Raw genomic sequence first — 18,722 nt, 5'->3', positions numbered from 1 at the left:
GGCCGGTGCCAGCCGGGTTGCGAAAGTCAAAGCACAGACTCGTGTCTCGAAGGAGGTCTCCGGTGGACGTCACCCAGCTGCGAGCGCAGGCTCGACGGCATCTCGGCCCGCACTTCACCCGCAAGGACACCTGGGCCTCGGATTTCCCGGTGTTCGTACGCGGCGAGGGAAGCTACCTGATCGACACCGAAGGACGCCGTCATCTCGACGGGCTCGCCGGGCTCTTCTGCGTCAACATGGGCCACGGACGGGCCGACATCGCCGCGGCCGCTGCCGACCAGGTCGGCACCCTGGCCTACGCGAGCAACTGGGGCTCGGCGCATACGCCCGCCATCGAGGCCGCCACGCTGCTGGCCGAGCTGGCGCCGGGCGATCTCGGGACGACGTTCTTCGTCAACTCCGGCTCGGAGGCGGTCGAAACCGCGCTCAAATTCGCCCGGCAGTATCACCGCAGCCAGGGGCAGCCCGAGCGGACGAAGATCATCAGCCGCGACATGGCCTATCACGGCACCACCATCGGCGCCCTCTCGGTGACCGGCCTGGCGAAGATCAAGGAACCGTTCGGCCCGCTCATGCCTGGCGTCCGCCATGTGCCGAACACGTTGGGCCTGCTGGGAGACTGCGGCCCGGCGTCCGAATTGGACTGTGTCGCGGCGATCGAGCGGGTCATCCTCGAAGAAGGGCCGGAGACGATCGCGGCGCTGTTCGCCGAGCCGGTGCAGAACGGGCGCGGCGCGCTGGTCCCGCCGAAGGGGTACTGGCCCGCTTTGCGCGCGCTGTGCGACAAGTACGGCATCCTGCTCGTCTCGGACGAGGTCATCTGCTCGTTCGGCAGGCTCGGGCACTGGTTCGGGCACGGGCTCACCGGCGTCGTGCCGGATCTGATCACCTTCGCCAAGGGATCGACGTCGGGGTACGCGCCGCTCGGCGGGGTGATCGTGCGCGAGAAGCTGGTCACCGAGCTGTACGACTCGCCGAAGGGCGGCGTCTTCACCCACGGCGCCACGTGGGGCGGGCATCCCGTCGCCACCGCCGTCGCGGTCGCGAACCTCACCGCGATGCGGGACGAGAACGTGCTCGGCAACGTCCTCACCGAGGGCCCGGAGCTGTTCGCCGCGCTGAACTCCCTCAAGTCCGCGCACCGCTGCGTCAAGGACGTCCGCGGCACCGGGTTCTTCTACGCCATCGAGCTGATGGCCGACCGCGACAGCGGCCGGGAGCTGACCGACGCGGAATCGCTGAAGGTGCTTCGAGAGGTGCTTCCGGAGGCGTTCCGGCGCACGGGGGTCATCCTCCGCGGCGACGATCGCGGCGCGACGATGCTGATGATCTCCCCGCCGCTGGTCGCCGACCGCGAGGTGCTCACCGAACTGCTGCACGGCGTCGACGCGATGCTCAACGACGTCGAGAAGGCCGTCCAGCCCTGAACCAGCCCTTTTCACCCGGTGGGGGTCGCCGTCTTCCGGCGGCCCCCGCTTCGTACGTGGAGGTACTTCGATGAGCCTGACCACCGAGGTCACGCCGGACGCGACGCTCGACGGATGGCGGAAGGCCTTGCGCGGCCGGAATCTCCGCGTCGCCTTGCCGGACGGCGACGACGACCGCGCCGTGCGTGCCGCGCTGGCGCTCCGGGACGAAGGTGTCGTACTGCCGTTGCTGTTCGGCGACGGGGCGCGCCTGCGCGCGGCAGGGGCCACGGACGACTTGATCGTGGACGTCGCGGAAGCCCTTGCCGACGAACGGACCGAAGCCGCGCTCGCGGCGGGATTCGCGCGGCACCCGGAAAAACTCGCCGCCGCCCGGCGCGATCCGGTGTTCGTGGCGGCCGCCGCCCTGCGAGCAGGCAAGGTGGACGCCTGTGTCGCGGGGGCGACCCGGCCGACCGCCGACGTCCTGCGCGCGGGGCTGCGGGTCGTCGGCCTCGCTCCGGGTGTGTCCACATTGAGCAGTTGCTTCCTGTTGCTGCTCCCGGACGGACGACGGCTGACCTTTTCGGACTGCGCGGTGGTGCCTGAACCGGGCGCGGCGCAGCTGGCGGACATCGCCCTCGCCGCCGCGGAGACCCACCGCGGTCTGACCGGTGAGGACCCCGTCGTCGCCATGCTGTCGTTCAGCACGCAGGGGAGTGCCGACCATCAGCGGGTCGCGGTCGTCCGCGAGGCGACTTCGCTGGTGCGGCAGCGCGAACCCGGTCTTCCGGTGGATGGTGAACTGCAGTTCGACGCCGCGCTGGTGGCGTCGATCGCGGCGGCCAAGGCGCCCGGTTCCGCGGTCGCCGGCCGCGCGAACGTACTCGTGTTCCCGAATCTGGACGCGGGCAACATCGGCTACAAGATCGCCGAACGGCTCGGCGGTGCCGTCGCGCTCGGCCCGATCCTCCAGGGCCTCGCGGCGCCGCTCAACGACCTCTCGCGCGGGTGCTCGGCGTCCGACATCGAGACGCTCGCCCTCTTGACCGCCGTTCAAGCTAGCCGAGCAGCGCGAGGGTGACGTAGGCGATGGTGCCGACGAGCAGCGTGGAGAGCAGGCCGAGCAGCAGCGCCCGGCCACCGGTGCGGACCAGCGTGCCGATCCGGACCGCGCAGCCCAGCCCGAAGAGCGCTCCGGCCAGCAGCAGGGTGCAGACGACCTTGGCGACGTCGAGGGCCACGCCGGGCAGGATCCCGGTGCTCCGCACCACCACCATCGCCAGGAAACCGAGGACGAACAGCGGGACCAGCGGGGCGCGCTTCCCGGCGGCGGACGGGCGGCGCCGCCGTTCGTGCACGCTCACCGCGGCGACCATCGGCGCCAGGAGGACGACACGACTCAGCTTCACCACCACGGCGACCGCGACGGCGGCGGTCCCGGCCGGGGTGGCGGCCGCGACGACCTGGGCGACCTCGTGCACGCCCAAGCCGGCCCAGCCGCCGATCCGCAACGCGTCCATCCCCAGCCAGCCGCCGATGAGCGGGACGGCCGCGATCGCCAGACCGCCGTAGAAGGTGACCAGTGCGACCGCGGTCGCGACGTCGGAGTCCTCGCGTTCGACGACCCCTTCCATCGCCGCGATCGCCGACGCGCCACAGATCGAGAAACCGGTCGCGACCAGCATCGCGAGTCCACGCGGGACACCGATCAGCCTGCCGAGCCCGATCGTGCCGAGGAACGTGAGGCCGACCGTCAGCACCACCGCGAGCAGCGTGCCGGGGCCGAGGGAAAGCACCGAAGGGAGCGCGAGTTGCAGACCGAGAAGGACGACACCGGCACGCAGGAGCTTCTTCGTCACCTTCGCGATCGCTTGCCGGGTTCCGTCCGAGAGCACCGGCAACGACCCGGCGAGCACCCCGAGCACGACCGCGAGGGTGAGCGCGCTCAACACGGGAACGGCGGTGCTCAGCAGGTACGCGACGCCCACACCGAGGGCGGTGACGGCCAGACCGGTGAGGTGCGGCTTCGTTCGCCGCGCAGACATGGTGCTCATACCGACGAGCGTCGTCCGGAAAGGACGGCGCCGGTAGCCGGGAGAACGGCGGATAGCTCATGCACTTTGGCTATGACCGCACCGGAGCTGGACTCCTTGCGCCTGCTCGTCCTCGTCGGTGAACTGGGCAGCATCGGTCAGGCCGCCGTCGCACTCGGGATGACGCGGCCGTCGGCGGGCAAGCGTCTGTCCTTTGTGGAACGGAGGCTGGGTCTGGTGCTGGTGGACCGGACTCGTCGCGGTTCCGCGCTCACCCCGGACGGCCGGGTGATCGCGGGCTGGGCGCGGCGCGTGCTCGCCGAACTCGACGGACTGCTCGACGGCGCCGAAGCCCTGCGGAACCGGCACGAGACCGGGCTCCGGATCGCGGCGAGCATGACGCCGGCCGAGCATCTGGTCCCGCGCTGGATCGGCGAACTCAACCGCGCGCACCCCGGACTCCACCTCGGTCTGGAGGTCACGAATTCGGATCGGGTCGCCGGATTGGCCCGCGAGGGCAAGGCCGACATCGGCTTCGTCGAATCACCCGGCCCCTTCACCGGGCTCACGTCGCGGAAGGTCGGCGTGGACCATCTCGTGGTCGTGGTCGCCCGCACCCATCCTTGGGCGCGCGGACGCCGTCCCCTGACGCCGGCGGAGCTGGCGGCCACGCCGCTCGTGGTGCGGGAACGCGGCTCCGGAACCAGGGAGACCGTCGACATCGCGTTGCGCATGGCCGGCGCGGGACCGGTGAAACCGTTGCTGGAACTGGGTTCCGCCTCCGCCGTCCGCAGTGCCGTGGTCGCGGGCGCCGGGCCCGCGGTGATCAGCGCCCTGGACGTCGCGGACCACGAGCTCGTGCCCGTCGCGGTGGACGGTGTCGACTTCGGACGGGTGCTGCACGCGGTCTGGCCGGAGGGGCGGCGCCTCACCGGCCCGGCGGCGGAACTGCTGGCCTTGGCCGTGCGCCATTCGTCCTGAGAGTGATCTGGACCCCTTTCCCACATCGTAACTGGCACTCGCCCCTGGCCCGACTTGTTCCTACGGTGACCGGAACCACAATGGAGCTCCCAGCGCCACCGCTCCGGCGGTGCGTGCGAGAAGGAGGAGACGTGACTTCAACGTCCGGTCCCGCACAGAGCAGCGGCCTGAAACCAGGGCTCAAACAGCGACATATGAACCTGATCGCCCTCGGCGGCGTCATCGGCGCCGGGCTGTTCGTCGGCAGTGGCGTGGTCATCCAATCGGCGGGCCCGGCGGCGGTGGTCTCGTTCCTCATCGCCGGTCTGATCACCGTGCTCATCATGCGCATGCTCGCGGAGATGACGATCGCCAAACCCGCGCTCGGGTCGTTCTACGTCTACGCCAGGGAGGCGCTCGGCAACCGCGCGGGCTTCGCCGTCGGCTGGATGTACTGGTACTTCTTCGTCATCGTCGTGGCGGTCGAAGCCGTCGCGGGCGGCCGGATCCTGCAGCTGTGGGTACCCGACGTGCCACTGTGGGTGCTCAGTCTCGGCCTGCTGCTGATCCTCACCGGTACCAATATGGTCTCGGCGCGGTCCTACGGCGAGTTCGAGTACTGGTTCTCGTCGATCAAGGTCGTCGCGATCGTCGTGTTCCTGGTCGTCGGTGCCCTGTATCTGTTCGGTTTCTGGCCGGGTGCCAACGGCGGCGTGACGAATCTGGTGTCCCACGGCGGGTTCGCGCCACTCGGGATCGGCGCGGTACTCGCGGCGGTGGTGCCGTGCATCGGGTTCTACACCGGCGCGGAGATCGTCACCATCGCCGCCGCCGAATCCGCGGAGCCGCAGAAGGCGGTCGCGAAGGCCATGCGCTCGATCATCTTCCGCGTGGTGCTGTTCTACGTCGGTTCCGTGTTCCTCGTCGTCGCGATCAAGTCCTGGGACGATCCGGCGACCGCGGTCAGCCCGTACGCGGCGGTGCTGGATGTGCTCGGCATCCCGGCCGTGGCGACGATCATGAACGCGATCGTCCTGACCGCGGTGCTCTCGTGCCTGAACTCGGCCCTGTACACCTCGTCGCGGATGTTGTTCGCGCTGACCAGCAACGGCGACGCGCCGAAGGCGTTCACCCGCCTTTCCGGCAGCGGCGTGCCGAGGCGCGCGATCCTGGCCGGGACGGTGATCGGCTACGTCTCCGTCATCGCCGCCTACACCTCGCCGGACCTGATCTTCCAGTTCCTGGTCAACTCCTACGGCGCCGTCGCGCTGTTCGTGTACCTCTCGATCGCGCTCGCGCAGGTGCGGCTCCGCCGTCGGCTGGAGCGGGAGGATCCGGACAAGCTCACGCTCAAGATGTGGCTGTTCCCGTGGCTGAGCTACGCGACCATCGCGCTGATGGGCGGCGTGATCCTGGCGATGGCGCTGCTGCCGTCGACCCGCTCGCAGTTCTGGCTCAGCGCCGTGACGCTCGCGCTGATCCTCATCGGGTTCGAAATCCGCAGGCGGCGCGGTAAGCCGGCGGTTCCGGCCGCGCCCGTCGATCCCGTTCCGGACGAACCCCAGCGTGCCCCGGCCACCGTCCGGGAGTGACCCTGGACGGGCTGAAAGCGTCCTTCGCCGCGTCTGATGCGGCGAAGGACGCTTTCGTCATCGGCTCACCGTGATTTCCCTGGCCACACCTGAGAGTTTTTCGGGATTACGGACGTGGTAGGCGCCGGTGACGTGGCCGTTTTCGACCCGCACCGCCAGCACACCGTCGATCTCGCCGCCGATCCGGATGAGCAGACCGGGGCCGCCGTTGACCTGGACCGGCTCGACGGTCCGTTCCGCCCCGCGTTTCCACCAGCCGACGGCCTGGAGCGCGGCCCGGTGCTCGGCTGGGGAGCCGGTGCCGCGCGAGCAGATCATGGCGGAAGCGGCCCGGCTCGCCAGTAACACCCAGGGGATCAAGGTCGTCGGCATCGACGCGGCGAACCTGCCCGACGGCGAGATCGCCGCCAAGGGCGGGTTCCTGCCCGGCCCGCACGCCAAGCTGGCAGGCCCCACCTTTCAGGAGTGGCTCGAAACCGGCTCCTGACCTACTTACAGTATGTTCAGAACATGGTGAAAATGAGCGAGGTGCTCCGAAAGGACGGCTACGAGCTGCGGTACGGCGATCTGGCGGGGGAGCGGCGGCCCGTCGTCTTCACCCACGGCGCCGGGATGGATCACCGGATGTTCGACGTGCAGGCGCACGCCCTGCACGACGCCGGTCATCGGGTGATCAGCTGGGATCAACCCGCTCATGGGGAGTCGAGCCTCCTGCCGGGCACGCGGTTCAGCGCGGCTCTCGCGCTCGACTCCCTCCGCTCGCTCCTCGACCACCTCGGGCTCGAACGCCCGGTCCTGATCGGACACTCACTCGGTGGGAATCTCTCGCAAGCGCTCGTCCGCCGTTTCCCGGACCGCGCTTCGGGCCTCATCGTCGTGGATTCGACGTGGAACGAAGGTCCGCTGACCGCCGCCGAACGGCTTCTGCTGAAACTCGCCGCGCCCTCGCTGGCGCTCATCCCCGCCGGGCGTTTGCCGGGACTCATGGCCCGCGCGTCCGCCGTGACGCCGGAGGGGATCGCCGAATGCGAGGCGACGTTCGCGCGGATGCCCAAACGCGTCTTCCTCGACGTCTGGCGGGCCACCGTGTCGCTCGTGGACCCGGATCCGGGCTATCGCACGCCCGTTCCGCTCGCGCTCGTTCGCGGTGAAGACGACCGCACCGGCAACATCGCGACCGCGATGCCCCGCTGGGCGAAGGCCGAAGGCGTGGCCGAACACGTCATCCCCGGTGCCGGGCACGTCGTCAGCGCGGACGCGGGGGAGGCGACCACCAAGGTCATCGCGGCCATCGTCGAGGGCTGGCGTGCACCGGGTCCCTAGGTCCTCCCCTAGACTTCGGCGGTGATCGCATCATGGGGGCTCGATGCCGCGCTCGAAATCGGGATCGCCGCGTTCTGCGCGGGCGAAGAACCGCCGAGCGACGACATGTTTTGGGAACGGCTGACCGGCGCGGGAGTGGAGCCGTGGCTGGCCGAGCGGCTGCTCGTCTTTTTGCCGATGGCCTACGTCCGGCGATTGCTGCCGGACGTCACGTATCCGGACACCGTGCGCGACTCCCGCGGGCAGGTCTTCCTCGCGCAGGAGCCGGTCTTCGTGGCGGCGTACGAGCGTGCCCAGTACGCGACCCGTGCGGAATTCGAGCGGATCGCGCTCCGCAGCAGCACGTTCGCCGTGATCAACGAGGCGCTGAACGCCGGATCGCAGCTCGCGGACCTGGAGCTCGGCGAACCCGTGTTGTTCAAGGATCTGGAACCGGTCGTCGAGGGCGACGGCGGTGTGCCTTCACCGCAAGCGGTATTCGAGGCTTTCCTTCGCGAGCACGGTGTCCTGCTGGGCGATGACACTCGTGTCGATACGAAACTCATCGTGCATCCCGCCCCGGAAGGCATGGTGATGGCTCAGGTCGACTTCGCCGTGTCGCATCCCGCGCTGGCCGAGCCGTGGCTCGTCGAGAGCTTCGCCGGGCACGGCACCACTTGGCGTGAGGCGATCGGCCGTGCGGTGGACGGTTTCCGCCATGGGGCGTTGCATCCGATCGTCGACGGGTTGCTGTCGCCCGGCGCCGCGGCCGATCAGGTCGACCGCGAGCGGTACGACCATCCGGACGGTGCGTTCGAACTGGTGCTGGGCGCGCAGATCACCCTGTTCGCCGAGAACGTGCCTTCCGTCGAACCGCTGCTCGACCGGTTGCTGGAAGCGTTGCGCGCGGAGAAGCTCAGCCGGAAGGTGCACGGGCTCCGGTTGTTCGTCGCGCACAACGAGGGCGCGTTGCTGAACAACGAAGTCCTGCTGGACAGCCGACCGTGGTCGGGCGGCGAAGCGGTGGTGGCGGATCACCCGGCGCTGGTCGCCGAGGGGCGGATCGCGACGCGGGTGTTCGGGCTGCTCGTGCCCATCGACGCCTAGTTCAGGTCGGCTCCACGGGTTTCGGCGCTGAGGAGCAGGGCGACGACGGTGACGGCGATCGTGCCCACGAGGTACAGCACGACCGCCGTGGGACCCTGCTTTTCGGCCAGCCACACCGCGATGAGCGGGGCCGGCGCACCGGCGATGATCGAAGATCCTTGGAAGACCAGGGAAGCGCCGGCGAAACGGCGGCGCGTCGGGAAGAGTTCGGCGATCCAAGCCGCTTCCGGCCCGGCGAGGAGCCCGTGCAGCGCGGCGCCGACGCCGACACCGAGATACAGCAGAGGCAGCGCATCGGCCTGAACGATCGCGAAGAAGACCGGCGCCCAGACCGCGAGACCGAGCGCGGGGACCAGCATCGCGATGCGCCGCCCGACGCGGTCGGACCAGTGGCCGCCGACGAGCATCCCCGCGAATTGCAGCAGCGACCCGATGGCGACGGCGAGGAGCACGTCAGACTTCTCGTAGCCGAAAGTCTTTGTGGCGTAAGCAACCACGAAGACGGTGTAGACGTAGAAGGCCACGTTCTCGCCCAGACGCACGCCGAGACCGCGCAGGACGGGGCCGGGGTGGGCGAGCGTTTCGAGGATGCTCGACCGTTCGCGGACGGGTTTCGCGGCTGCCCGTGCCCGTGCTTCCTGGAACACCGGCGACTCGTCGATGCGCCGCCGGATCCAGAAACCGATGACCAGGAGCGGGATCGCGAACAGGAACCCGACTCGCCAGCCCCACTGATCGAAGGCGTTGTCGGGAAGTACCAAGGCGATCCCGCCGACCACGGCCGTGGCCAGCACCGTGCCCAGAGGCGCTCCCGCCTGCGGCCACGCCGACCAGAACCCGCGCCGTTTCGGGCTCCCGTATTCGCTGACCATCAGCACCGCCGCGCCGAACTCGCCGCCGAGGGCGAATCCCTGGATCAGCCGCAGGACGACGAGCGAGATCGTCGCCCCGATCCCGACCTGCGAATAGGTGGGGAGCAGCCCGATCGCGGAGGTCGACAACCCGAGTAGCAGGAAAGTGGTCACCAGCATGGGTTTGCGCCCGAGGCGGTCGCCGAGATGCCCGAAGACGATGCCGCCGATCGGGCGGGCGACGAAACCGAGCCCCTGTGTCGCCAGCGCGAGCAGCAACTGGGCGAATCCGTTGCCACCGGGGAAGAACAGCGGGCCGAGAACAGTGGCCGCCAGGATTCCGTAGAGCGCGAAGTCGTACCACTCGAGCACGGCGCCCGCCGTACTGCCCGCCAGGACCCGCCGGAACGCCGACCGGCTGACACTCGAATCGGCCGTCGCGCGCGAGGCGGGCACGTTCGTCACTTTCGCTCCTCGTCTTCGGCCGATTCCGGCGAGGTGTCCGATAATCGGACAGTCCGGGACGCTATCCGGACACGTAGGAACATAGACCGCGTCGGCCGGATCGCGCAATCGCCGATGTCGAGATGGCCGGGCCGGCTCCGACCCTTCGATGAACGCGCCCGGACGGCGGCGCCACGGAGACAAAGGAGGCCTTGCGATGAGCAAGGTGGTGCTGGACGTGTCGATGTCGCTGGACGGTTTCACCGCCGGGCCGAACGTGCGGGCCGACGAGCCGATGGGGGACGGCGGCGAACGGCTGCACGAGTGGATGGCGGGGGAAGGGCACGACGCCCGTGCCGTCGAGGAGGTGAACGCGATCGTCGGGGCCACCGTCATCGGGCGGCGCACCTTCGACCTCGGCCTGCGGCCGTGGGGCGGTACGCCTTGGCCCGGCGTGCCGAGCTTCGTGGTGACTCATCGGATAGAGGAAGACTTCCGCGGCGGCAACGGCGGGATGTTCTCCTTCGACGGACTGGAGGCCGCGGTCCGGCGGGCCAAAGCCGCCGCGGGGGACAAGGACGTCCTGGTGCTGGGCGCGGACGTCGCCGGGCAACTGCTAGTTGCGGGCCTGCTCGACAAGGTGCATCTCCACATCGCCCCGGTGCTGCTGGGGCAGGGGGCCGGGCTGTTCGGCGGGCGCGGGGGCGAGCTGGTGCCGGAGGGCGAACCTGTCACGGGGGTTGCGACTCACCTGCGATTTCGGGTCGCCGGGGCCTCGTGAGTGGCGAGGACGGTTCTAACCGTCTTTGCCACTCACGAGGACGTGGCACCGCACTCACGTGATCGAAGCCGGAACTCGCGTGATCAGAGGCGGCCCCCCGAGTGCGGCCTCCAATCACGCGAGTCACGCCTCCGTTCACGCCTCACCTGTGTGCCCAGTCCGTGAAGGCCTCCTTGAGGGACCCAGATTCCGTCAAGGATGCCTTCACGGACTTCGGACCAGTAGGCCTTCACGCCATGTGCGACCGCACCCGGCCGCCGCCCGGAACGGGGGGAACAGGAGCCCGGTACCTGCGTGACGCTAACGGCCGCAGCGATCCACGCGTTCCCACGGCCAATCCGAGACGAGCCAGCGTGCGACGGCGTCGGCGAGCGCGGCATCCAGCTCCGCTTTGTCGGCCCGGACCCAGGACTGCACCGTGACGTCCCAGTCCTCGGAGGCCGTGGGATACAGGTAGACGCAGCCGATGACGTCGCCGTCCGCCGGGCTGAGGACGGTGAACGTGAAGCCTCTGCGTCGCGCGAAGTCTTCGGCGTGGCGGCGCAGGTCGGCGAGGTTCTCGTCGAGGGTCATGCCGTCGCTCGGCGGCCAGTCGCCGTCGGGATAGCCGGGTGTGGAGCGGATGTGCTCGATACTCGACGTCCAGGCGGCATGGTCGGCCGGATTGTGTTCCGGTCCCAAGGGTTCGAGGCGGAACTCGTCGGTGACGAGCACGGTCGGCGGGACGAAACCGGCTGGTACGAAAGCATCCGCGGGCATGGTCGGGACCGTAGTGGCGGATCAGGCCGATCGCACTCGAGTTTCGCGCTTGCCGTCGTGCCGTGGGCGGGCCAGCATGATCGGGTGTCAGACGAGGGGATGGGGCAGCGCCTGCTCGACGCGGTCCGCGACGGCGAGGTGCTCGACCTGACCGGTGGCAGAAGGGTCGATCCGGCCGAGATGCCGTCGTGGGGAAGCAGCCGCACCGTCTCCGCGGCACTGATCCGTGACCTGGTCCGCGGCCGCCGGGACGTCGAGGTGGATCCGCACGGCCTGCGGCTGCGCGGGGCGCGGATCACCGGCCGCCTCGATCTGGCGAACATCGCCGGCGAGAGGCGGGTCGAGCTGGTCGACTGCTTCCTGCCCGACGGCCTGGACCTGCGCGACGGCCGCCTGCCGGGCCTGGTGCTGGACCGCTCCCGCTTCGGGCATTCCGCGCAGGATCCGCCGGTGGACGCCGAAAGGTTCACCACTTCGGCGATGACGATGAAGGGTGTGGTCGTGAACGCCCGCACTCCGGCCGGTGCGATCCGGTTGCGCGGGGCCCATCTCGGGGTGTTGGAATGCGACGGGGCGCGGCTGGAGAACACGTCCGGGCCCGCCCTGCAGGCCGACCGGCTGCACGTCGATCACGGCGTGTTCCTGCGCGCCGGATTCCGGGCCACCGGCGCGGTCCAACTGGTCGACGCCCACGTCGGCTTGCTGGATTGCGATGGCGCGTGGCTGGAGAACCCGGCCGGGCCCGCCTTGTACGCCAACGGTCTGCGGGTCGACCGGGCCGTGTTCCTCCGCGCCGGGTTCCGGGCCACCGGCACCGCACCCGCCGTCATCCGGTTGAACGGGGCGTCGATCGAGGGCTCGCTGTGGTTGGACACCAGCGAGGTGACCCGGTCGGATCGGGCATCGGGGGCTCTGATCGATATTGCCGAAACGACCTACGGAGACCTTCCGGAGCAGATCGGTTTGTCCCGGTGGCTGGAGCTGTTGCGTGCCCGTACGCCCGGCTACGCCGCCCAGCCCTACCAACAGTTGGCCGCCGTCCACCGCGCGGCCGGCCACGACGGCGAGGTGCGGGACATCCTGATGGCGCAACGGCGTGATCAGATCCGCCGCGGCGGGCTTCGGTGGCACGACCGGATGTGGGCCCGGTTCACCGGGCTGGCCCTCGGCTTCGGCTATCAACCCTGGCGAGCGCTGCTGCTGTTGCTCACCGTCCTCGCCGGTTCGGTCGTGCTGGCCCTCGTCCTCGGCGGGCAGGGCGGCCTGGCGCATACCGCCCGCGCGAGCGCACCGGCGACGCCGTGCGGTGTCGTGGAACGGATCGGGGTGGGTCTGGATCTGGGGCTGCCACTGGTCAAGACGGGAGCGCGAGAGCTGTGCGCCCCCCACCGGTACCGCCGCCGGGCAGGCCCTCACCGTCGCGGGCTGGGCCCTTCAGCTGGCGGCGTGGGCGTCGGCGACCCTGTTCATCGCGGGTTTCACCGGCGCCGTCCGGAAGACCTGACGGCTACCTCTCGAAAACGAGGTCGAAATCCTTGCGCCAGGTGGATCCCTGATCCTCGGACGCCTCCCAGCGGCCCGTGATCCGATCCGGCTCGACCTCCGCGACGAACCGTTGGAACATGTCGGGGTCCTCCCGGCTCAGGCTCCAGTTCGTTCCGTCGAAGGTCATGGCGAAGACCCGGCACACACCTCGTTCATCGTGATACAGGGCCGTATACGCGTCGCGGGTGTCGCTGCGGCCGAGAACCAGGACCATCTCGCTCGCGGCTTGCCCTTCCTCGCCGTCCATCGTCCAGCGAAGGACCACGAACGCGTCACCGAGCCATTCGATCGTCGCCGAACCCGGCACCTTTCGATCGGCCGGTTCCAGAAACCACGCGTCGCTCAGCGTCGTCCGCCACGATCCGGCCAGGACGTCCAGCCGCTCCATGGCTTCGTTGCGCATCGCTGCCTCCTCGCGTGGCCCGGTGATCCGCCAGCGTAGTCAGTTCGCCGGACCGGGAAAGCTCGCTCGCACCTACTACTGGATCGCCTGCAACGGCCACGGTCTGGCCCAGGCGCCCTATGTCGCCTCGCTTATCGCCGACCTGATCGGCGGCGAGCGCCTCGTGAACGGGAGCCGGCGCAACGCCCGGCGAGGTCAGCGCCGGAGCGCTCGATAGCGTTTGAGCAAGGCGGTGATCCGCGCTGGGTCCGCGGCGTCGTTCAACTCGGCGACCAGATCGTCGGGGCACAACTCGTAATGGTCGCCCCACCATCGCCGCCCCTTGTTGTCCCAGATCCGGTATCCGCCAGGCACTCCTCTTGCCACGTATCGCCGCTTCGACAATCAGCCACCTCCTCCGCCACAGGATGGCACCAGCCGCTGTACTCCTCAATGATAAGCATATGCGTATCATAAGCGTGGCGCAGCTATGTCGGGCTGAAGCGACGTGAGGAGCGAGCATGATCAGAGGTAAGTGGATGCCCGGCCATGCCGCGGACTTCTCCGGAGACGTGCTGGTCAGCGTCACGGCGTTGACGCTCGACGGCTTCCGGAGCACGCCAGGTGCCTACCGGGCGGGCTACGTGCTCAGCCAGGAGTGGCCCCGGCTGCCCGGCGCGGTCGGCCAATGGCTGTGGGCGGAACCGTTGCGCCGGCGGCTGGGCTCGGTTTCGGTGTGGCGCGACCACGAGGGCTTGCGCGGGTTCGTCGGCTTGCCCGCCCACGTGGCGATCATGCGGAAGTACCGCGACCTCGGCACCACCCGCGCCACCACCTGGCGCGCCGTCGACCTCGATTCGCGGGCCATCTGGCGAAAAGCGGAGCAGTGGCTGAGGGAGAAGTGAGGTCACGAACCGCCGCCGGGAACCGGTGCCCCGGCGGCGATTTCGCGGTCACAGCGAGGACGAGCAGACCCGTAGCGGTCCGACACGGGCGTCGACCGGGAAGTTCGTGGCGGCGAAGTTCCAGCCGCCGAACGCGTTCGCGGTCGCTTCGGGGTTGTTGGGTGACGGGGTGCCATAACCCGCGTCGACCATGATCCAGCCCGACCAGGTCACCCCGCCGTCGAACGAGGAGTTGCGCGTGATGGGGCGGAACTGCGCGGGAGCCTCGTCACCGCGGGCGAACACGACCAGTTCGCCCGAACTCGTCGCGGCCGCGCCCGGTTCGGACACCGCGCCGCCCCGTGGCGCCCCGAGGTCGAACCAGGAGCCCCAGGACGAGCCGTTGTAGCTGATCCCCGCGACCCGCGAGTTCGTCGTCCGCACGAACACGTCGACCAGTCCCGGCCCCCGCGAGACGGCGATCGGGTCGACGGCGAACCTGCCGCCGAGCCCGACCCAGTTGCTCCAACCGGCCCCGACCCGTTCCAGGTAGTACAGATCGTTGGCCTGGCCCCGGGTGACGACCGCGACATGGCCCGGCCGCGAGGAGACCCCGATCGGGCTGGACGTCAGCACGCCGCCGAGACTGGTGTGCGGACCCCACACGCCGTTCACGTATTCGCGGTACCACAGTTGTTTGTTGGAGCCTCGATAGAAGACGATGAGATGCCCGGGCCCGGCCGAAACCGCGTGCGGATTCCAGGTGATGACCCCGCCGAGGTTCTGCCAGCCGGACGACACCCCGTTCTCGAATTGCATGAAGTACAGCGCGTCGTCGGCGCCACGGACGAATACCGCCGAATGTCCAGGGCCCCACGAGACGGCGCCCGGCTCGGAGCGGGACACCCCGCCGAGGTTCTCGGCGCTGATCACCCCGTTCGTGCGCGGATCCACCTGAGTGCGGAAGACGTTGCCTGCCGAGCTGACCTGGAAGATGTCCAACGGCCCGTTCGGCATCGACGCCAGACCGGGGTCGATGTTGCTGCCCCGGCTCAGTTGGGCGCATCCGACGGCGGCGTCGGCCGTCGCCGGGCACAGTATGGTGGCGGCCACTACGGCGACCATCGCGGAAAGCTTCCTCAATGCGCGCAAGTTCCCTCCCTGCGTCGAAGAGATCGAGCGGGAATCCTGACCGGCGGCACGACACGAGACTGTTGTGGACATGTTGTGGTGGCCCGCGGAACCGTCAGGTGCCGCGGCATATCCTCAGCCGGACGGTCACGTCTTCGACAACGGCGCGGCCCGGTCGGCCAGCGGGCCACCGGCGTGCAGAAGTGTCTCCAGCGATCGGAGCGGCTCGGGAAGGACGGTGTACCAGCTCCAGGTGCCGCGTCGCTCCCGAGCGAGGATGCCCGCCGCGACCAGAACGCGGAGATGATGACTCAGCGACGGCTGCGGCATGTCGAACTCTTCGGCGAGATCGCAGAAGCAGGCCTCACCGCCGGGTGAAAAGCGGACCAGCGACAGCAGCCTGATCCGGACCGGATCCGAGAGGGCCTTGAACAACTTCGCCGCCTGCTCGGCCTCGTCCTGGGCGATGACCGCCGCGGGCTCGGCCATCAGCAGTGTGATGGGCACCGGTTTCCGGCCGCGCCCGTTCTCCGTCGCCACGTGCCCTCCTCGGTCCGGGTGACCTTCGACGGCGAGCGTACCCGGTGGATTGACAAACATCGATGCAAGCTCTTGAATCTGGATTCGCAGATTTCGATCCAGTCCGGCATCGAGAGGACTCCGCCGATGGCCCGCACACCCGAGGTGTTGTTCGTCTGCGTGCACAACGCCGGTCGTTCGCAGATGGCCGCGGCGTTGCTGCAGCACTACTCGCTCGGCCGTATCGCCGTCCGGTCGGCCGGTTCGGAGCCGGCCGGGACGGTGAACCCGGCCGCGGCCGCGGCGCTCGCGGAGTGGGGCTTGGACATCACCGCCGAGGTGCCGAGCAAGCTGTCCACAGAGGACGTCGAGGCATCCGATGTGGTGATCACCATGGGCTGTGGGGACACCTGTCCGGTGGTCCCCGGAAAGCGGTACCTGGACTGGCCCCTTGAAGACCCGGCAGGGCAGGGCGTGGACGCCGTCCGGCCGATCCGGGACGAGATCGACCGCCGCGTCCGCGGCCTGGTCGCCGAAATCCTCGACGCCTGAACGACTTCCCGGAGCCAGGAGGCCCCAACGTGACGCTTGCCGCCGACGAACCCGACGTCCTGCGCCAACTGTCCTTTCTGGACCGTTATCTGCCGGCTTGGATCATTGGCGCGATGGGTGCCGGGCTGCTGCTGGGCAGCGTGATTCCCGGTCTGCGGGAGGTGCTGGACGCGGTGAAGATCGGGCAGGTGTCGCTGCCGATCGCGCTCGGGCTGTTGCTGATGATGTACCCGGTGCTGGCGAAGGTCCGCTATGACCGGCTCGGCGCGGTGACCAAGGACCGGCGCACGATGGTGCTTTCCTTGGTGCTGAACTGGATTCTCGGCCCGGCGCTGATGTTCGCGCTCGCCTGGCTGATGCTGCCGGACCTTCCCGAATACCGGACCGGCCTGATCATCGTCGGTCTCGCCCGGTGCATCGCGATGGTGATCATCTGGAACGACCTCGCCTGCGGTGATCGCGAGGCCGCGGCGGTGCTGGTCGCGGTGAACTCGGTCTTCCAGGTGCTGATGTTCGGGGTGCTCGGCTGGTTCTACCTGGACCTGCTGCCCGGCTGGCTCGGTCTGGACATCTCGAGCGTCGACTTCTCACCGTGGGAAATCGCGCTCAGCGTCGTCGTTTTCCTCGGGATCCCGCTCGCCGCGGGCTATCTGTCCCGCCGCGTGGGGGAGCGAAACAAGGGCCGTGACTGGTACGAGGGCACGTTCCTGCCGAAGATCGGCCCGGTCGCCTTGTACGGCCTGTTGTTCACCATCGTGATCCTGTTCGCCCTGCAAGGGGAGACCATCACGTCCCGGCCTCTCGACGTCGCCCGGATCGCCTTGCCGCTGCTTGCCTACTTCGCCGTCATGTGGACCAGCGGATATCTGCTGGGCAAGGCGTCCGGGCTGTCCTACGAACGCACCACGACACTCGCGTTCACCGCCGCGGGCAACAACTTCGAACTCGCGATCGCCGTCGCCATCGGCGTTTTCGGCGTGACGTCGGGTCAGGCGCTCGCCGGGGTCGTCGGACCGCTGATCGAGGTCCCGGTGCTGGTCGCCCTGGTGTACGTGAGTCTCCGGCTGCGGAAACGCTGGACCACGAAAGCCCTGGCGGAGTGAGCGCAACTGCGGGCGGTGATCATGACGGCGTCAGAACTTCCGCCTCCGCCGTAGCGCAGCATCCCCCGGACGCCGCGTCGTCCGGCTCGTCGAACAGTCCGGCGCCGCCGCATACGCCGGTTTCGGTCATGCGCAGTTCGATGCGCGTCGCCGCTTCGTGGTCACCGGCGAGTTCGGCGGCGATGCTGCGGACCTGTTCGTAACCGGTCATGGCGAGGAACGTCGGCGCTCGGCCATAGCTCTTCATCCCGGCCAGGTAGAAGTTCTTCTCCGGGTGGGCGAGTTCCTTCGCGCCGTGCGGGTAGACGGTTCCGCAGGAATGCACGTTCGGATCGATCAGCGGCGCGAGTGCGACCGGTGCCTGCAGAGCCGGGTCCAGCTCCAGCCGTAGCTCCGACAACCAGGTCAGGTCCGGCCGGAACCCGGACAGCGTCACCACTTCGTCGACGTGCTCGATCCGCTGACCCGCGGAGGAGACCAGCGTGAGCCTCCCCGAGTCGTCGCGTTCGAGCGCTTCTGTGCGGAACCCGGTCACGACGTCGATCAGCCCGGACCTCACGGCCTCCTGAGCCCGCAGGCCGAGCGCGCCCCGCGCCGGGAGCTGGTCGGCGTCGCCACCGCCGAAGGTGTTGCCGACCGACCCGCGGCGCAACACCCAGCTGATCCGCGTACCGGGCGCGTCCTTCGCGAGTCCGGACAACGCGACCAGTGCGGTCAGCGCCGAGTGTCCGCTCCCCGCGACCGCCACGTGTCCTCCCGCGTACCGGGTCCGCACCACCGGGTCGCCCAGATCCGGCACACGGTAGGAGATCCGGTCCGCCGCCGCTCGTTCGCCGATGGCGGGAAGTCCTTCCCCGCCAAGGGGATTCGGCGTCGACCAGGTTCCCGAAGCGTCGATCACGGCCCGTGCCGCGATCCGTTCCTCCGTGCCGTCGGCGCGGACGTGCACGGTGAACGGCTCGTCGTCGCGGCCGCTGTCCACGACCCGATCGCGGCCGCGACGGGCGACCCCGATCACCTCGGTACCGAATCGCACCCGATCGTCGAGCGCCGTCGCCAGTGGCCGCAGATAACGCTCGGCCCAGTCCAAACCCGTCGGATACGTCTCGCCATCGGGTCTCGTCCAGCCGGTGCCCTGCAGCAACCGCCCGGCCGCCGGAGCCACGAGCTCGGACCACGATGAGAACAACCGCACGTGATTCCACTCGGCCACTCCCGCACCGGGCCCCACGCCGCGTTCCAGCACCAGCGGCTCGAAACCCCGCTCCACCAGCTCGGCGGCCGCCGCCAACCCCACCGGTCCCGCGCCGATCACCACGACAGGCAGCTCGTTCATCCCCAGGCCCCTTTCATCGATCTGTCTCGATT

21 protein-coding genes are annotated in these 18,722 nt (G+C 69.3%); 12 read left to right on the top strand and 9 right to left on the bottom strand.

Translation table 11 applies throughout. The annotated features are described in order from the left end of the window. The first annotated feature begins 62 nt into the window (after positions 1 to 62). Together DMC64_RS28380 and DMC64_RS28375 are read left to right on the top strand one after the other, a co-directional pair. On the top strand, positions 63 to 1,427 hold the full coding sequence (locus DMC64_RS28380; protein ID WP_125735998.1) for an aspartate aminotransferase family protein: 1,365 nt from the start codon (positions 63 to 65) through the stop codon (positions 1,425 to 1,427). 70 nt (positions 1,428 to 1,497) lie between these two features. Beyond that, positions 1,498 to 2,490, top strand: a complete 993-nt coding sequence (locus DMC64_RS28375) for a phosphotransacetylase (protein ID WP_125735997.1) — start codon at positions 1,498 to 1,500, stop codon at positions 2,488 to 2,490. Here the strand turns inward: DMC64_RS28375 and DMC64_RS28370 are convergent. Further along, on the bottom strand, positions 2,468 to 3,463 hold the full coding sequence (locus DMC64_RS28370; protein ID WP_125735996.1) for a YeiH family protein: 996 nt from the start codon (positions 3,461 to 3,463) through the stop codon (positions 2,468 to 2,470). The two genes, DMC64_RS28375 and DMC64_RS28370, sit on opposite strands and share 23 nt — an antisense overlap. 72 nt (positions 3,464 to 3,535) lie before the next feature. Between DMC64_RS28370 and DMC64_RS28365 the strand changes: the two genes are divergently transcribed. Further along, complete coding sequence (locus DMC64_RS28365) at positions 3,536 to 4,423, top strand: LysR family transcriptional regulator (RefSeq protein ID WP_125735995.1); 888 nt, start codon at positions 3,536 to 3,538, stop codon at positions 4,421 to 4,423. Positions 4,424 to 4,617: 194 nt separating this feature from the next. Continuing rightward, complete coding sequence (locus DMC64_RS28360; protein ID WP_199755143.1) at positions 4,618 to 5,994, top strand: amino acid permease; 1,377 nt, start codon at positions 4,618 to 4,620, stop codon at positions 5,992 to 5,994. 57 nt (positions 5,995 to 6,051) lie between these two features. Here DMC64_RS28360 and DMC64_RS28355 read toward each other — a convergent pair whose 3' ends face one another. Beyond that, positions 6,052 to 6,312: a hypothetical protein gene (locus tag DMC64_RS28355; protein WP_233629842.1), complete on the bottom strand. Its 261-nt coding sequence runs from the start codon at positions 6,310 to 6,312 to the stop codon at positions 6,052 to 6,054. On the opposite strand from DMC64_RS28355, the gene DMC64_RS28350 reads away from it, so the two are divergent. Genes DMC64_RS28350 through DMC64_RS28340 form a run of 3 tightly spaced genes read left to right on the top strand, consistent with a single transcriptional unit; the run spans position 6,293 to position 8,403 of the window. Beyond that, positions 6,293 to 6,481, top strand: coding sequence for a hypothetical protein (locus tag DMC64_RS28350; protein ID WP_125735993.1), 189 nt, complete (start codon positions 6,293 to 6,295; stop codon positions 6,479 to 6,481). The genes DMC64_RS28355 and DMC64_RS28350 overlap by 20 nt on opposite strands. A gap of 23 nt (positions 6,482 to 6,504) precedes the next feature. After that, complete coding sequence (locus tag DMC64_RS28345; RefSeq protein WP_199755126.1) at positions 6,505 to 7,317, top strand: alpha/beta fold hydrolase; 813 nt, start codon at positions 6,505 to 6,507, stop codon at positions 7,315 to 7,317. Positions 7,318 to 7,338: 21 nt separating this feature from the next. Then, the gene (locus DMC64_RS28340; protein ID WP_125735992.1) at positions 7,339 to 8,403 is read left to right on the top strand and encodes a DUF6348 family protein; all 1,065 of its coding nucleotides are present in this window, start codon (positions 7,339 to 7,341) and stop codon (positions 8,401 to 8,403) included. Here the strand turns inward: DMC64_RS28340 and DMC64_RS28335 are convergent. Then, a complete protein-coding gene (locus DMC64_RS28335) occupies positions 8,400 to 9,719 on the bottom strand; it encodes an MFS transporter (RefSeq protein ID WP_125735991.1) in 1,320 nt (439 codons plus the stop codon). The two genes, DMC64_RS28340 and DMC64_RS28335, sit on opposite strands and share 4 nt — an antisense overlap. A 196-nt stretch (positions 9,720 to 9,915) precedes the next feature. Here DMC64_RS28335 and DMC64_RS28330 point away from each other — a divergent pair, with 196 nt between their 5' ends. Beyond that, positions 9,916 to 10,479, top strand: coding sequence for a dihydrofolate reductase family protein (locus tag DMC64_RS28330; protein WP_125735990.1), 564 nt, complete (start codon positions 9,916 to 9,918; stop codon positions 10,477 to 10,479). Positions 10,480 to 10,779: 300 nt separating this feature from the next. Here DMC64_RS28330 and DMC64_RS28325 read toward each other — a convergent pair whose 3' ends face one another. Beyond that, complete coding sequence (locus DMC64_RS28325; protein ID WP_125735989.1) at positions 10,780 to 11,238, bottom strand: GNAT family N-acetyltransferase; 459 nt, start codon at positions 11,236 to 11,238, stop codon at positions 10,780 to 10,782. An 84-nt stretch (positions 11,239 to 11,322) separates the two neighbouring features. Here DMC64_RS28325 and DMC64_RS28320 point away from each other — a divergent pair, with 84 nt between their 5' ends. Next, the gene (locus DMC64_RS28320; protein WP_125735988.1) at positions 11,323 to 12,822 is read left to right on the top strand and encodes a hypothetical protein; all 1,500 of its coding nucleotides are present in this window, start codon (positions 11,323 to 11,325) and stop codon (positions 12,820 to 12,822) included. Here DMC64_RS28320 and DMC64_RS28315 read toward each other — a convergent pair. Continuing rightward, complete coding sequence (locus DMC64_RS28315) at positions 12,746 to 13,186, bottom strand: hypothetical protein (RefSeq protein WP_125735987.1); 441 nt, start codon at positions 13,184 to 13,186, stop codon at positions 12,746 to 12,748. The two genes, DMC64_RS28320 and DMC64_RS28315, sit on opposite strands and share 77 nt — an antisense overlap. A gap of 195 nt (positions 13,187 to 13,381) precedes the next feature. After that, the gene (locus DMC64_RS28305) at positions 13,382 to 13,570 is read right to left on the bottom strand and encodes a hypothetical protein (RefSeq protein WP_199755125.1); all 189 of its coding nucleotides are present in this window, start codon (positions 13,568 to 13,570) and stop codon (positions 13,382 to 13,384) included. A gap of 116 nt (positions 13,571 to 13,686) precedes the next feature. Here DMC64_RS28305 and DMC64_RS28300 point away from each other — a divergent pair, with 116 nt between their 5' ends. Then, entirely contained in the window at positions 13,687 to 14,070 is a 384-nt protein-coding gene (locus DMC64_RS28300; protein WP_199755124.1) for a hypothetical protein, read from the top strand. Positions 14,071 to 14,118: 48 nt separating this feature from the next. Here the strand turns inward: DMC64_RS28300 and DMC64_RS28295 are convergent, their stop codons facing one another. Next, the gene (locus DMC64_RS28295; protein WP_125735986.1) at positions 14,119 to 15,201 is read right to left on the bottom strand and encodes a hypothetical protein; all 1,083 of its coding nucleotides are present in this window, start codon (positions 15,199 to 15,201) and stop codon (positions 14,119 to 14,121) included. Positions 15,202 to 15,327: 126 nt separating this feature from the next. Beyond that, a complete protein-coding gene (locus DMC64_RS28290) occupies positions 15,328 to 15,720 on the bottom strand; it encodes a helix-turn-helix transcriptional regulator (RefSeq protein ID WP_199755123.1) in 393 nt (130 codons plus the stop codon). A 126-nt stretch (positions 15,721 to 15,846) separates the two neighbouring features. On the opposite strand from DMC64_RS28290, the gene DMC64_RS28285 reads away from it, so the two are divergent. Together DMC64_RS28285 and arsB are read left to right on the top strand one after the other, a co-directional pair. Then, positions 15,847 to 16,251, top strand: a complete 405-nt coding sequence (locus DMC64_RS28285; protein WP_125735985.1) for an arsenate reductase ArsC — start codon at positions 15,847 to 15,849, stop codon at positions 16,249 to 16,251. A 29-nt stretch (positions 16,252 to 16,280) separates the two neighbouring features. Further along, the gene (gene arsB / locus DMC64_RS28280) at positions 16,281 to 17,354 is read left to right on the top strand and encodes an ACR3 family arsenite efflux transporter (RefSeq protein WP_125735984.1); all 1,074 of its coding nucleotides are present in this window, start codon (positions 16,281 to 16,283) and stop codon (positions 17,352 to 17,354) included. Between the two features lie 19 nt (positions 17,355 to 17,373). Here the strand turns inward: arsB and DMC64_RS28275 are convergent, their stop codons facing one another. Beyond that, positions 17,374 to 18,690, bottom strand: coding sequence for an NAD(P)-binding domain-containing protein (locus tag DMC64_RS28275; protein ID WP_125735983.1), 1,317 nt, complete (start codon positions 18,688 to 18,690; stop codon positions 17,374 to 17,376). Positions 18,691 to 18,722 lie beyond the last annotated feature (32 nt).

Origin of the sequence: Amycolatopsis sp. WAC 04197 (assembly GCF_003947475.1) — a bacterium.
Lineage (GTDB): Bacteria > Actinomycetota > Actinomycetes > Mycobacteriales > Pseudonocardiaceae > Amycolatopsis > Amycolatopsis japonica.
Note: the sequence above shows the minus strand (reverse complement) of the source record. Positions and strands in the feature narration are given on the sequence as shown.

Coding starts and splice junctions, on each gene's coding strand:
- DMC64_RS28315 (WP_125735987.1), bottom strand. CDS start 13,186: ATGCGCAACGAAGCCATGGAGCGGCTGGACGTCCTGGCCGGATCGTGG.
- DMC64_RS28355 (WP_233629842.1), bottom strand. CDS start 6,312: ATGATCTGCTCGCGCGGCACCGGCTCCCCAGCCGAGCACCGGGCCGCG.
- DMC64_RS28300 (WP_199755124.1), top strand. CDS start 13,687: ATGATCAGAGGTAAGTGGATGCCCGGCCATGCCGCGGACTTCTCCGGA.
- DMC64_RS28360 (WP_199755143.1), top strand. CDS start 4,618: ATGAACCTGATCGCCCTCGGCGGCGTCATCGGCGCCGGGCTGTTCGTC.
- DMC64_RS28365 (WP_125735995.1), top strand. CDS start 3,536: ATGACCGCACCGGAGCTGGACTCCTTGCGCCTGCTCGTCCTCGTCGGT.
- DMC64_RS28275 (WP_125735983.1), bottom strand. CDS start 18,690: ATGAACGAGCTGCCTGTCGTGGTGATCGGCGCGGGACCGGTGGGGTTG.
- DMC64_RS28375 (WP_125735997.1), top strand. CDS start 1,498: ATGAGCCTGACCACCGAGGTCACGCCGGACGCGACGCTCGACGGATGG.
- DMC64_RS28345 (WP_199755126.1), top strand. CDS start 6,505: ATGGTGAAAATGAGCGAGGTGCTCCGAAAGGACGGCTACGAGCTGCGG.
- DMC64_RS28285 (WP_125735985.1), top strand. CDS start 15,847: ATGGCCCGCACACCCGAGGTGTTGTTCGTCTGCGTGCACAACGCCGGT.
- DMC64_RS28330 (WP_125735990.1), top strand. CDS start 9,916: ATGAGCAAGGTGGTGCTGGACGTGTCGATGTCGCTGGACGGTTTCACC.
- DMC64_RS28370 (WP_125735996.1), bottom strand. CDS start 3,463: ATGAGCACCATGTCTGCGCGGCGAACGAAGCCGCACCTCACCGGTCTG.
- DMC64_RS28325 (WP_125735989.1), bottom strand. CDS start 11,238: ATGCCCGCGGATGCTTTCGTACCAGCCGGTTTCGTCCCGCCGACCGTG.